This is a genomic window from Comamonas terrigena NBRC 13299, assembly GCF_006740045.1.
Classification (GTDB): Bacteria; Pseudomonadota; Gammaproteobacteria; order Burkholderiales; family Burkholderiaceae_C; genus Comamonas; species Comamonas terrigena.
The window spans coordinates 598507-611421 of the sequence record NZ_AP019749.1; the positions used below are offsets into that span (position 1 = coordinate 598507).

At 65.9% G+C, this 12915-nt stretch carries 11 protein-coding genes; 7 read left to right on the forward strand and 4 right to left on the reverse strand.

The window, feature by feature from the left end; all coding sequences use genetic code 11:
- Positions 1 to 154 precede the first annotated feature (154 nt).
- Positions 155 to 1387 (forward strand): tyrosine--tRNA ligase, encoded by a 1233-nt coding sequence (gene tyrS, locus CT3_RS02730; protein ID WP_066540065.1) that lies wholly within the window; start codon positions 155 to 157, stop codon positions 1385 to 1387.
- Positions 1388 to 1578: 191 nt separating this feature from the next.
- Here tyrS and CT3_RS02735 read toward each other — a convergent pair whose 3' ends face one another.
- The gene (locus tag CT3_RS02735) at positions 1579 to 2646 is read right to left on the reverse strand and encodes a GGDEF domain-containing protein (protein ID WP_066540068.1); all 1068 of its coding nucleotides are present in this window, start codon (positions 2644 to 2646) and stop codon (positions 1579 to 1581) included.
- 111 nt (positions 2647 to 2757) lie between these two features.
- Positions 2758 to 3744: a LysR substrate-binding domain-containing protein gene (locus CT3_RS02740; protein ID WP_066540792.1), complete on the reverse strand. Its 987-nt coding sequence runs from the start codon at positions 3742 to 3744 to the stop codon at positions 2758 to 2760.
- Positions 3745 to 3987: 243 nt separating this feature from the next.
- Here CT3_RS02740 and glmU point away from each other — a divergent pair, with 243 nt between their 5' ends.
- Positions 3988 to 5418: a bifunctional UDP-N-acetylglucosamine diphosphorylase/glucosamine-1-phosphate N-acetyltransferase GlmU gene (glmU, locus tag CT3_RS02745; protein WP_066540071.1), complete on the forward strand. Its 1431-nt coding sequence runs from the start codon at positions 3988 to 3990 to the stop codon at positions 5416 to 5418.
- Positions 5419 to 5421: 3 nt separating this feature from the next.
- Positions 5422 to 6216: a sensor histidine kinase gene (locus tag CT3_RS02750; protein WP_066540073.1), complete on the forward strand. Its 795-nt coding sequence runs from the start codon at positions 5422 to 5424 to the stop codon at positions 6214 to 6216.
- 100 nt (positions 6217 to 6316) lie between these two features.
- Here the strand turns inward: CT3_RS02750 and CT3_RS02755 are convergent, their stop codons facing one another.
- Positions 6317 to 6853, reverse strand: coding sequence for an Lrp/AsnC family transcriptional regulator (locus CT3_RS02755; protein ID WP_066540076.1), 537 nt, complete (start codon positions 6851 to 6853; stop codon positions 6317 to 6319).
- A gap of 137 nt (positions 6854 to 6990) precedes the next feature.
- Between CT3_RS02755 and glmS the strand changes: the two genes are divergently transcribed.
- A complete protein-coding gene (glmS, locus tag CT3_RS02760; protein WP_066540078.1) occupies positions 6991 to 8889 on the forward strand; it encodes a glutamine--fructose-6-phosphate transaminase (isomerizing) in 1899 nt (632 codons plus the stop codon).
- Positions 8890 to 9262: 373 nt separating this feature from the next.
- Positions 9263 to 9433 (forward strand): ATP-binding protein, encoded by a 171-nt coding sequence (locus tag CT3_RS02765; RefSeq protein WP_428042424.1) that lies wholly within the window; start codon positions 9263 to 9265, stop codon positions 9431 to 9433.
- Between the two features lie 195 nt (positions 9434 to 9628).
- On the opposite strand, the gene CT3_RS02770 is transcribed toward CT3_RS02765, so the two are convergent.
- Positions 9629 to 10606, reverse strand: a complete 978-nt coding sequence (locus CT3_RS02770; protein WP_066540082.1) for a bile acid:sodium symporter family protein — start codon at positions 10604 to 10606, stop codon at positions 9629 to 9631.
- A gap of 112 nt (positions 10607 to 10718) precedes the next feature.
- Between CT3_RS02770 and CT3_RS02775 the strand changes: the two genes are divergently transcribed.
- The gene (locus tag CT3_RS02775; protein WP_066540085.1) at positions 10719 to 11528 is read left to right on the forward strand and encodes an AraC family transcriptional regulator; all 810 of its coding nucleotides are present in this window, start codon (positions 10719 to 10721) and stop codon (positions 11526 to 11528) included.
- Between the two features lie 283 nt (positions 11529 to 11811).
- The gene (locus CT3_RS02780) at positions 11812 to 12810 is read left to right on the forward strand and encodes a Bug family tripartite tricarboxylate transporter substrate binding protein (RefSeq protein ID WP_127446180.1); all 999 of its coding nucleotides are present in this window, start codon (positions 11812 to 11814) and stop codon (positions 12808 to 12810) included.
- Positions 12811 to 12915 lie beyond the last annotated feature (105 nt).

Consider the following 12915-nt stretch of genomic DNA (forward strand, 5'->3'; position numbering starts at 1 on the left):
TCCCCCTGCGCGAGATAGCGTAGGAATGGTGTGTGCAAGGTGTCGGATAGCAGCCATACGGCGGAGTAGATACGGGATGCCTACTAGAATCCGCCACTGCGACCGAGCCCGGAGTATAACGGGCGACCTCTCCATCGCATCCAAGAAAACCCTTATGAATCAAGATAGTGTTAAGACGTTCCCGTTGACGGAAGGTGTAGGACAAGCGCTGGAAGTGACGTTGCGCGGAGTGGATGAACTGCTGCCCAAGGACGAGTGGATCCAGAAACTGGCAAAGTCCGAAGCCACGGGCGTGCCCCTGCGCATCAAGCTGGGCCTGGACCCCACGGCCCCCGACATCCACCTGGGCCACACCGTGGTCCTGAACAAGATGCGCCAGTTGCAGGACCTGGGCCATCAGGTGATTTTCCTGATCGGCGACTTCACCACGCTGATCGGTGACCCGTCGGGCCGCAACAGCACGCGCCCGCCGCTGACTGCCGAGCAGATCAAGGCCAACGCCGAAACCTATTACACCCAGGCTGCCAAGGTGCTGGATCCGGCCAAGACCGAGGTGCGCTACAACAGCGAATGGTGCGACCAACTGGGCGCGCGCGGCATGATCCAGCTGTCGGCCAAGTACACCGTGGCCCGCATGATGGAGCGCAACGACTTCCACACGCGTTTCACCGAAGGCAGCTCCATCAGCCTGCACGAGTTTCTCTATCCTTTGTTGCAGGGTTATGACTCGGTGGCGCTCAAGGCCGACCTGGAGCTGGGCGGCACGGACCAGAAGTTCAACCTGATGATGGGGCGCCATCTGCAGGCAGAGTATGGTCAGGAGCAGCAGTGTGTGCTTACTATGCCGCTGCTGGTGGGCCTGGACGGCGTGCACAAGATGTCCAAGTCCAAGAACAACTACATCGGCATCACCGAAGACGCCAACACCATGTTTGCCAAGGTGCTGTCGATTTCGGACGACCTGATGTGGGACTGGTACACGCTGCTGTCCTTCCAGAGCCTGGAACACATCGCCCAACTGAAGGCGGACATTGCCGCCGGCGGCAACCCCAAGCATGCCAAGGTGGCGCTGGCCAAGGAAATCACTACGCGCTTCCACAGTGCGGCGGCGGCCGATGCGGCCGAGCAGGATTTCACCAACCGCTCCAAGGGCGGCATTCCCGACGATATCCCGGAAGTCAGCCTGTCCGGCGCCCCGCTGGGCATCGGCGCCTTGCTCAAGCAGGCCAATCTGGCCCCGTCGACCAGCGAGGCCAACCGCCTGATCGACGGCGGCGGCGTGCGCATCGACGGCACGGTCATCAGCGACCGCGGCCTGAAACTGGATGCTGGCAGCTTTGTGCTGCAGGTGGGCAAGCGCAAGTTCGCCCGCGTGACGCTGGCCTGAGCGGACGTGCTCGGCCGCCCCGTTCGGGGCTACCGGGCCAGCGAGCCTGAAAACCCAAGCAGCCTGTGCACAGGCGCCCAGCATGTCGGATGGTGTCCCGTCCGATAGGCCGGGTGCTGGTGCACAGGCTGTTCTGTTTCTGGTGGGGCGAGCGGGTCAAGGCCCATGCCACGCCGGGGGGCTGAACGCGGCTACACCTGCAGTTCCGCCACAGGAACGGGGCGTTCCACGGTGCTGTCCTGCACCTGGTTGCGGCCGGCGGCCTTGCCGCGGTACAGCGCTTCGTCGGCCCGGTGCACGGCGGCTTGTAGCGGCTCTCCCGGACCCAGGTGGGTCAGGCCGACGGTGACGGTGATGAACAGCAGTTCGCCGGACAGAAGGCGCACCGAGGTCCGCTCCACGCTGGCGCGCAGGCGGTAGGCGACCATGCGGGCCACGGCCATGTCGGTCTGGGGCAGCAGCACCAGAAATTCCTCGCCGCCCCAGCGGCACACATGGTCGCCGCCGCGCGTACATTCCAGCAACTGGCGGTAGAAGGCCTGCAGCACCTGATCGCCGACTGAATGGCCGTACTGGTCGTTGACCAGCTTGAAATGGTCCAGGTCGCACAGCAGCAGCGCGCTGTGGGTGTCGGCGGCGGGGGGCAGCGTGGCCACCTGGGCCAAGCGGCGGCGGTTCAGCGCACCGGTCAGCGGGTCGGTGAAGGCCTCATGCCGCAGCATCTCGTGTGCCTCCACGATGATGTCGTGGTAGCGCAGGGCGATGGTGATGAAGGCCAGGAACAGGGTGACCAGGCAGCCGTATTCCAGCGCCTGCAGCAGTCCGTCGGACAGCCGGTAGAAGGGAGGGTGCCGGCTGCTCCAGAAACGCAGCCCGATATAGGCCAGCGAAATGCACAGCACGATGCCCATGCGCGCCGCCCGCGGTCGGGTGGCGGACAGCATGCACACCGGCACCATGGGGATCATCAGGTAGTGAAAGCCGCTGCTCCAGCCGATGGCCAGTGTGGCAGCAACGGCGTGCAGCCCGATTTCCAGGGCAATCACATCGGCTGCCAAGCGCACATTGCCCTGGGGCCGGCTTTGCCAGTAGGCGTAGCCATAGGCCAGGACACTCAGCACATTGCCGGCGGCCAGCGCATGCACCCCCGTACCGGCAAAGATGGGAATGAAGGCCAGGTGCACCAGACAGACCACTACTGCGCAAAAGCGGATCAGCAGGCGGTAGCTTTCGTGCAGCGGCTGGGCGGTGGTGGACATAGGCAGATGGGGCTGCTGCCATTATGGAAAGCGCCTCCCGCACGCAGGGCCCCGCCGCAACCGGCTGCGCCCGCTGTGGCGCCGAATGGTGGGTGTCGCCGGGCGGCGTGGCTAAGCCGGATCGTCCACCGGCGCCATGGCCTGGCGGGTGTCATGGGCCTGCTGCTGCAGCCACTGTGCAAACGCCTGCACTTCGGGCCGCTGGCCGCTGCGCGGACCGGTCAGCAGCCAGTAGGCCAGCGGGGAATCCAGCCGCTGGCGCGGGAACACTTCCACCAGCCGGCCGTCGGCCAGGGCCTCGGCCACCAGCGGCAGGCGGGTCAGGGCCAGGCCCTGGCCGGCCAGAGCGGCCTGCACGATCTGGTGGGCATAGCGCAGATAGACCCAGCGGCGTGGCTGCAGGTCGGCGCAGTCCTGGTCACGCAGCCAGCGGTGCCAGCTGAGCCACTGCAGGTGCGGGTGCTGGTCGGCGTCGGTGGCTTCGATCAGGCTCCAGCCCACCAGATCCTGCGGCCGGCGCGGGGCGGTGGCCGATTGCAGCAGCCAGGGGCTGGCGACCACGGCCAGCTGCTCGCCAAACAGCTCGGTCACGCCGCGCAGTGCGGCCGTGGGCCGGCTGTAGCGGATGGCCAGGTCCACGTCGGTGGTCTCCAGATCGACCAGGCTGTCGGTGGTGTCGATGCGGATGTCGATGTCCGGGTGCTGGCGCTGGAAGTCCTCCAGCCGCGGGATCAGCCACATGGCAGCAAAGCTGGCCCAGGTGGTGATGGACACGCTTTTGCGCCCGGCGCTCTGGCGCACGCTGCGCACGGCGGTGTCGATGCGCTCCACCGCCGGCGTCCAGGCGCGCAGCAGCTGGGCACCGGCGCTGGTCAGCTCCACGGCACGGGTGTGGCGCAGAAACAGGGGCAGACCCACCTCGTCTTCCAGCCCCTGGATCTGGCGGCTGACCGCAGATTGCGTCAGCGCCAGTTCTTCGGCAGCGGCACGGAAGTTCAGGTGCCGCGCCACGGCCAGAAAGGCACGCACATGGCCGATGGCGATGGGGCGGGTGCGCAGGGTCAGACCGGATGCGCTGGAACTGGAGGCGGTGGACATGGTGGCGGCTGCAGGGCCGGAAAAAAGGGAGGGATGGCGCTGCACGGTGCGTTCTGCCAAAGCGCCATATTACGCAGGCCCGCGCCGTCCACCAAGCGGCCGGCGGTGTGCCGAACATGCTGCGGGGGACAGCCAGCGCTCACAGCCTGCGCGCAGGGGCGGATAATCGCCCGGTCTTGCAGTCCCGGTGTGCCTGCCATGCAGCGCCCGGTTCTGCCTTCTGTCCACCACACTCCATCCTCTATGACCGCAGCATTGGACCTCATCATCATGGCCGCCGGCAAAGGCACGCGCATGAAAAGCCGCCACCCCAAAGTCTTGCAGAAGCTGGCGGGACGGGCACTGCTGCAGCATGTGCTGCACACGGCGGGCCAGTTGCAGGCGCGTTCGGCGGTGGTGGTGACCGGCCATGGTGCCGCGGACGTCGAAGCGGCCCTGGCCAGCGGCCCGGGCGCCGATGCCGGTTTTGAACTGAAGTTTGTGCGCCAGGAGCCGCAGCTGGGAACCGGCCATGCCGTGCAGCAGGCCGTGCCCGCGCTGGCGGGCGATGGTATGGCCATCGTGCTGTCGGGCGATGTGCCGCTGACGCAGGCCGATACCCTGCAAGGGCTGCTGGATGCGGCGGGCGGCGACAAAATGGCGCTGCTGACGGTGGCCATGCCCGATCCGACGGGCTACGGCCGCATTGTGCGCAACAGTGCGGGCACCGTGCAGCGCATCGTGGAGCAGAAGGACGCCAGCGAGGTCGAGCGCGCCATCACCGAGATCTACAGCGGCATCATGGCCGTGCCGGTCCGGCACCTGACGCAGTGGCTGGCCAAGCTGAACAACAACAACGCCCAGGGCGAGTACTACCTGACCGACATCGTGGCCATGGCCGTGGCCGACGGCGTGCCCGTGGTGGGCCACCGCATCAGCGATGTGCTGCAGGTGGCCGGTGTGAACAGCCCGCTGCAGCTGGCCGAACTGGAGCGGGCCCACCAGTTGCGCGCCGCCAAGGCGCTGATGGAGCAAGGCGTGCGCCTGGCCGATCCGGGACGCTTTGACCTGCGTGATGACGCCCGTGGCACATTGGCCCAGCTGCAGTGCGGCCAGGACGTGGATATCGATGTGGGCTGCATCTTTACCGGCCAGGTGCGCATTGGCGACGGCGCGCAGATCGGTGCCTACTGCCACATCAGCAATGCCACGATTGCGGCGGGCGCGGTGATCCACCCCTTCACCCATATCGACGGCGAAAAGGCCGGTGCCAGCGTGGGTGAGGGTGCGCTGATCGGCCCGTTTGCCCGTCTGCGCCCCGGTGCGCAGCTGGGCCGCGAAGTGCACATCGGCAACTTTGTGGAAGTGAAGAATTCCACGCTGGCCGATGGGGCCAAGGCCAACCACCTGGCCTATCTGGGGGACGCCACCGTGGGCGAGCGCGTGAACTACGGCGCCGGCTCCATCACCGCCAACTACGACGGGGCCAACAAGCACCGCACGGTGATCGAGGCCGATGTGCACATCGGCAGCAACTGCGTGCTGGTGGCGCCCGTGACCATTGGCGCGGGCGGCACCGTGGGCGGCGGCTCCACCATCACCAAGAGCACCGAGCCGGGCGCCCTGAGCGTGGCCCGTGGCAAGCAGATCAGCAAGGCCAACTGGGCGCGCCCGGTCAAGCCCCCCAAGGCCTGAGCCATGGAGCGCGACTGCCTGCCCGATGGCGCTGCCGTCCCGTCGCCCCAGGAAACAGTGCGGGCCGAGCTGGCGGCCTGCCAGCAGCAACTGGCGCAGTTGCAGGACGCGCACGAAGGGCTGCTGCGTGCCGTCTCGCACGATCTGCGTGCGCCGCTGCGGCATCTGACCTCGTTTGCGCCGCTGCTGCGCGAGTCCGTGGAGCAACTGGCCGCGGCTGCACCCGGGGAGGCCGCAGATGAGGCCCAGGAATTTCTGGGCACCATGGAGCAGTCTGCCCACAAGATGGGCCGCATGCTGGATGCGCTGATGCAGCTGTCCCGCGCGGTGCGCCAGCCCTTGGATCCGCAGCCCGTGGATGTGTGTGGCGTGCTGCAGTCCTGCGCCGCCCGCAGCCTGCCACAGGGGGACACCGTGGCCTGGGAGCTGCCGGCCCAGCCTGCGCTGCTGCAGGCCGATCCCACCGCGCTGCACACGGTGCTGGGCGAGCTGCTGGGCAATGCTGCCAAGTTCACCGCCCGGCAGATGCTGCCCCAGGTGCAGGTCAGCCTGTCCATGCCCGTTCCCCGCTTGTGGCGCATTGCCATCCGTGACCAGGGCGTGGGCTTTGAATCGTCCCGCATGGCGGTCAGCTGGCCGCCGTTCCAGCGCATGCACCGCGAGAACGACTTTGCCGGCATGGGCTGTGGCCTGGCCCTGGTGCACGCCCTGGCCCAGCGCCATGGCGCCAGCTTGCAGCTGCACTCCCGTCCCGGCGAAGGCTGCACGGCGGTGCTGGAGTGGCCGGCCGCGGGCTGATTGATGTGACCGCGGTGGTGCCGCGTTCCTGCCGGGCAGTGCTGCATGGCATGGGATGCCTGGACCTTGCTAGCGCCCCGCGCACCCGCGGTGCGGGTGTTCAGCGGGGCAGGGTGTGCTGGTCGCCGCGGTCCGGCTCCGCTGCCAGCAGCGGCAGGTGCGGGCTGAACTTGGCGCGCTTGGTGGCGAAGAACGCCTTCACATTGCGCACATTGGCATGCTGGGCAAACAGGCGCTGTGACAGCGCCAGATAGGCCGGCATGTCCCAGCAATGCAGCACCAGCATGAAGTCTGGTCCGGGCGAGACCCTCCAGCACTGCTGCACCGCATCTTCGGCTACGGCCAGGGCCTCGAAGGCGTCCAGCGCCTCGGCACTCTGGCGGTCCAGCGTGATTTCCACCAGCGCCTGCAGACCGTGGCCCAGCAGGCTGGCCGCCCGCTCGGGTTGCAGCACCGTCACCGAGCGTTCGATCAGACCCAGTGCATGCAGCCGGCGAACGCGGCGCAGGCAGGTGGGGGCCGACAGACCCAGCCGTTCAGCCAGTGTCTGGTTGCTCAGGCTGGCATCGCGCTGCAAGGTATCGAGCAACTGCAGGTCTGTGTAATCGAGTGTTTCGTTTTCTTTATTTTCTTTCATTTGAAATTGATTATAGAAATTTAATTTCAGAATCGATGTGGGGTGAAAGAAGTTTTCAAAAATTGCATTTTAGTTTTTTAAAAATTACTTTTTAAAGCTTCTAGCATTCGCCATCCTTTTGAACCGGAGCTTGTTTTATGTGTGGCATCGTCGGCGCCGTCTCTACCCGCAACATCGTTCCCCTGCTGGTGCAGGGCCTGCAACGCCTGGAATACCGGGGCTATGACTCCTGCGGCGTGGCGGTGCACCGCCTGGTGCAGGGCAGCCCCATCAGCCAGGGCCTGCAGCGCGCCCGCAGCACTTCCCGTGTGGCCGAACTGCTGGAGCAGGTGCGGACCGAAGACCTGCAGGGCCTGACGGGCATTGCCCACACCCGCTGGGCCACCCATGGTGCGCCGGCCGTGCACAACGCCCACCCGCATTTCAGCTATGGCCCGGGCCTGACGGCCGAATCGGGTAAACCGGCCCGCGTGGCTCTGGTGCACAACGGCATCATCGAAAATTACGAACAGCTGCGCGCCAAGCTGCAGGACAAGGGCTATATCTTTGCCAGCCAGACGGACACCGAAGTCATTGCCCACCTGCTGGACAGTCACTACAACGGCGACCTGTTCGACGCCCTGAAAGCCACACGCGCCGAGCTGCACGGCGCCTATGCGCTGGCCGTGATGCACAAGGACGAGCCCCACCGCGTGGTGGGCGCGCGCGCCGGCTCGCCCCTGATCCTGGGGGTGGGCGTGGACAACAGCGAATTCTTCCTGGCCAGCGACGCCATGGCCCTGGCCGGTGTGACGGACCAGATCGTCTATCTGGAAGAAGGCGACCTGGTGGACCTGCAGCCCGGGCGCTACTGGATTGCCGCCAAGGACGGCCATGTGGTGCTGCCCGAGCAGCGCCCCGTCAAGACCGTGCACGCCCACAGCGGCGCAGCCGAGCTGGGTCCGTACCGCCACTACATGCAAAAGGAAATCTTCGAGCAGCCGCGCGCGATCGGTGACACGCTGGAAGGCATCGTCAACATCGCCCCCGAGCTGTTTGACGGTGCCGACGGCACCGCGGCGTGGCGCGTGTTCAAGGAGATCGACCAGGTGCTGATCCTGGCCTGCGGCACCAGCTACTACAGCGGCTGCACCGCCAAGTACTGGCTGGAAGCCATTGCCGGCATTCCCTGCGCGGTGGAAGTGGCCAGCGAATACCGCTACCGCACCAGCGTGCCCAACCCGCGGACCCTGGTGGTCACCATCACCCAGTCCGGTGAAACCGCCGACACCCTGGCCGCACTGCGCCACGCCCAGAGCCTGGGCATGACGCATACGCTGACCATCTGCAACGTGGGCTCCAGCGCCATGGTGCGCGAATGCAAGCTGGCCTACATCACCCGCGCGGGCGTGGAGATCGGCGTGGCGTCCACCAAGGCGTTCACCACCCAGCTGGCGGGGCTGTTCCTGCTGACATTGGCGCTGGCCCAGTCCAAGGGCCGGCTGAGCGAAGAAAAGGAACAGCAGTATCTGACGGCGATGCGCCACCTGCCCGTGGCCCTGCAGGCCGTGCTGGCGCTGGAGCCCCAGGTCATCAGCTGGGCGGAGGACTTCGCCAAGATGCAGAACGCCCTGTTCCTGGGCCGTGGTGCGCACTATCCGATTGCCCTGGAAGGGGCGCTCAAGCTCAAGGAGATCAGCTACATCCACGCCGAAGCCTACCCGGCCGGCGAGCTCAAGCATGGCCCGTTGGCGCTGGTGGACAGTGCCATGCCGGTGGTTACCGTAGCGCCCAATGATGAGCTGCTGGAAAAGCTCAAGAGCAATATGCAGGAAGTGCGCGCGCGCGGCGGTGTGCTGTATGTGCTGGCCGACGCCAAGACCAACATCGAAAGCGAAGAAGGCATGCATGTGATCCGCATGCCCGAGAACTATGGCGCGCTCAGCCCCATCCTGCACGTGGTGCCGCTGCAGCTGCTGGCCTACCACACGGCCGTGGCACGGGGTACCGATGTCGACAAGCCGCGCAATCTGGCCAAGAGCGTGACGGTGGAGTAAGAGCCGCGACACCTCTTTCTGCTGGGACGGGCATCAGGCATCGGCGCTGTGCCCGCCTGGCAGACCACCCGCTGGCACAGCGCTGAGGCGACAGCGATGCCCCTGTGGGATCGGCGGGGCTTGCTGCGCTCTGCCGGGTCGATTCCATCAGCGCTTTTGCACGCCTTCAGCAGTATGCGCGACAGCGCGCTCGATGTAGGTTCTTTGCTGCTCGGGTGAACCCACATCGAGTCCCAGCAATGCATGGGCTTGGGACGGGTCGCAATCATGGACGTGAAGACTCTCACCGTGGTGAAGTCTCTGGGCTGCTCCAGATCGCCAAATTCCATGCGGAGGATTTCTTGAAGAAAAGCATGGAAGTCATTCAGCGCGGGTGCTGGAGCCCTTCTACCGCCTGGAGCATTCGCGCAATGCGGATTCGGGCGGCATGGGTCTCGGCCTGTCCATTGCGCAGACCGTGGCGCATGCGCAGGGTGGCCAGTTGCTGCTGCGCAATGAGCCAGAGGGAGGCTTGGAGGTGACGCTGAAGCTGCCGCAACGGTGATGGCTTGGGGTGGCTGCGGCTGCGGTTTCAGCCTGTAGGCAGCCGGCTATTTTTTTGCCGTCGCTTGGAAGTTGCCGAGCGCGTTACGCCAAGAGCACCCAGGGTCTCACCTCCACGGCCTTCTTGCCCAGCAGGCGCGTCTCCATCCATCCTGCGTTTGGGGGCTGACAGGAGCTCTGAATCCTGTGTGTCGCTTCAGGCTTGCACCTCATCCGTGCGGTCTGCCAGACGCTTGGAGAGCACCGCGCAGACAAACAGCTGAATCTGGTGAAAAAGCATCAGAGGCAGCAGCAGCGTGCCCATGGAGCCGCCTATGAACAGTACCTGGGCCATGGGGACGCCCGTGGCCAGGCTCTTCTTGGAGCCGCAGAACAGGATGGTGATGCGGTCGGGGAGGTCAAAGCCCAGGCGGTGGCCCAGCCACCAGGTCGTGCCCAGCACCAGGGCCAGCAGCACGCAGCAGGCCAGGGCCAGCACCAGAATCTGCTGCAGTGGCAGCTGTGACCACAGGCCCTCGACCACGGCGCTGCTGAAGGCCGTGTAGACCACCAGGTAGATCGAGGTCTGGTCCACATGCTTGAGCACGGCCTTGCGGCGGTCCACCCAGGCGCCGATCCAGCGGCGCGCCAGCTGGCCCAGCACAAAAGGCAGCAGCAGCTGCAGCATGATCTTGAGCACGGCATCGCCAAACGGCAGGCTGTGCGCGCTCTGACCCAGCATCAGCAGCACCAGCAGGGGGGTGATGAAGATGCCCATCAGACTGGATGTTGCGGCCGAGCAGATGGCCGCCGGGATGTTGCCGCGCGCGATCGAGGTGAAGGCGATGGACGACTGCACGGTCGAGGGCAGGGCGCTGAGGTACAGCATGCCGCGGAACAGGTCCTGTCCCAGCAGGGGCAGCAGCACGGGCTTGAGCGCCAGCGTCAGCAGCGGAAAAAGCAGGAAGGTGCAGGCGAACACCAGCGAATGCAGGCGCCAGTGCCCCATGCCCTTGACAATGGCGTTCAGCGACAGCTTGGCTCCGTGCAGGAAGAACAGCAGGGCGATGGCCATGTTGGTCACCGTGCTCGCATAGTCGGCATAGACACCGCGCACGGGCAGCACGCTGGCCAGCACCAGCATGGCCAGCAGGATGAGCATGAAATTGTCGGGGAGAAAACTAGGGCGTCGCATGGCAGAGGCAGAAAGACAAAGCCGCAAGCGGATTGCGGCCAAAAGCGGCACGGGGCCGCGATGGGCCTCACTCTAGTACGCTAGAAACTTTCCTGCTAACGACATCAGGCGTATGAATATCGCTGAAACGACAAAACGCCGGGACCTGGCCTCGCGCCCCGTGCCCGTGCTGGCCCGGCTCCCGCGGACCGTCTACGCCCGCGCCGAGCAGATGCAGCGCAAGGCCGCCACCGTGGCGCATGCCCACGACTGGGTGCAGTTCTCCTATGCCAGCCAGGGCGTGCTGCAGGTACAGACCCACCAGGGCCTGTTCATTGCGCCGCCGCAGTGGGCCATCCTGATTCCGCAGCAACTGGTGCACAGCGTGGTCAATGCGCCGCGCACCGAAATTCGCAGCCTGTACATCGCGACCCCTGCTCTGCAGGACCTGGGAGGGGCGTGCCGGGTGCTGGAAGTGTCGCCGCTGCTGCGCGAGATGATCCGCCACTTTGCCACCTTGCCCGTGGAATATGCCGAGGAAGGGGCCGACGGGCGCCTGGTGCAGGTGCTGCTGGACCAGATCCATGCCGCGCCCCAGGCCGCACTGCGCCTGCCCTGGCCGGAGGACGAACGCCTGCGTGCCTGGTGCCGCCACCTGCTGGACGTGCCCGATGCCCCGCTGCAGCTGGCGCAGTGGAGCCAGGAGCTGGGGGTGTCCGAGCGTACGCTGGGCCGCTGGTTCCAGAGACAGACGCAGATGAGCTTTCGCCAATGGCGCCAACGCGCGCGCCTGCTGGCGGCCTTGCCCCAGTTGCAGGACCTGCAGAGCGTGACCGAGGTGGCCCTGGTCTGCGGCTATGACTCGACCTCGGCCTTCATCGCGGCGTTTCGCCAGCTGTTCGGACGTACGCCGGGACAGTTGTTGCGTGCTGCTGCGGCCTGAATCCGTCGTTTCTGGTGCTCTCCCTGCGTCGGTTCTTTCGCATTCGCAATTCAACGCTGCGTAGACGCGACCGTTCCCCGCCAGGCAGAGCCGCATGCGGTGGTGCCCGTTGACGCCTGCGTCACCTGCCGTGTCACCTGCAGGACGGCGCAAAAGGGTTTGCCCCACGCACACCCGCTCCCGGGACACGCACTAATGCACCGGTGGATAGCAATTCGCACGCCGGCGGCGGCCTATCCGCCACGGGCGCCTGATCGCAAGCTGCTTGTACAAGGAGGTGCACATGGTGAAGTCGTGGAACCAGGCCGGCTGGATGGCATGGACGGTGGCTGTGGCGGCCGGATGGAGTGCCGGGGCCATGGCCGCGGAGACGTTTCCTTCCAAGCCCATCCGCATCGTGGTGGGCAATGCCGTGGGCGGTGTCGACGATATCTGGGCGCGCCGCTATGCACAGCAGATGAGCGAGCGGCTGCAGCAAACGGTGGTGGTGGACAACCGCCCCGGTGCATCAGGCACACTGGCGGCGATGGAGGTGCTCAAGGCCCCCAAGGATGGCTACACGCTGCTGTATGGTGGCATGGCTTCGCTGATCCAGTTTCCGTCGGCCGGTGGAACGGTGCGCTACAAGCCCAAGGAAGACTTCGAACCCGTGGCCATGGCCACGCTGGGCTATCCGGTGCTGACGGCGGGCAGCAACTCCTGGGCCAAGAGCATCCAGGACCTGGTGCACAAAGCCAAGGCCGCGCCAGCCAACGCGGATGCCTATAGCTGCGGCACCAGCGGCCAGGCGGCCACCAGCCACTTTGCCTGCATGATGGTGGCCAAGGCCGTGGGCGCAGAGTTCAAGCCCGTGCCCTACAAAGGGGGCTCGTTGGCGGCCACGGATGCCGCTTCCGGGCATGTGGATTTTGCGGTGGGCTTCTACGGCGAGATCAGCCCGCTTACGCTGGGCAAGCGCCTGACGCCCCTGGTGGTGTTCAGTCCAAAGCGCTTTCCGTTGTACCCCGATACGCCAACGGTGAAAGAGGTGGGGCTGGAAGGACTGGAGATGGTCAGCTTCAGCGCCTTCTTTGCGCCCAAGGGCACGCCGGCCGAGGTGGTGCAGCGGCTCAATACCACCGTAATCCAGTCGTTCCATACGCCGCAGATGGAGCGCTGGTTGAGCGATGCCGGAGCCTTCTACCAGGACATGTCTCCGGCCGAGCTCAAGGCGTTCTACTTCAAGGAAATCGACCTGTGGAAGCAGCGCTCGGTGGAGCACGGTATCCGGGTGGAGCAGTGAGCGAGTGCGCAGCGTGTGGGAGCCTGGGCCGCGGAGGCTTTGAACCTGCTCCATGAGGCTGCCCCTCACTGCGGATTCGGGGGGCCTCGCGTCAGCCCTCTCCCA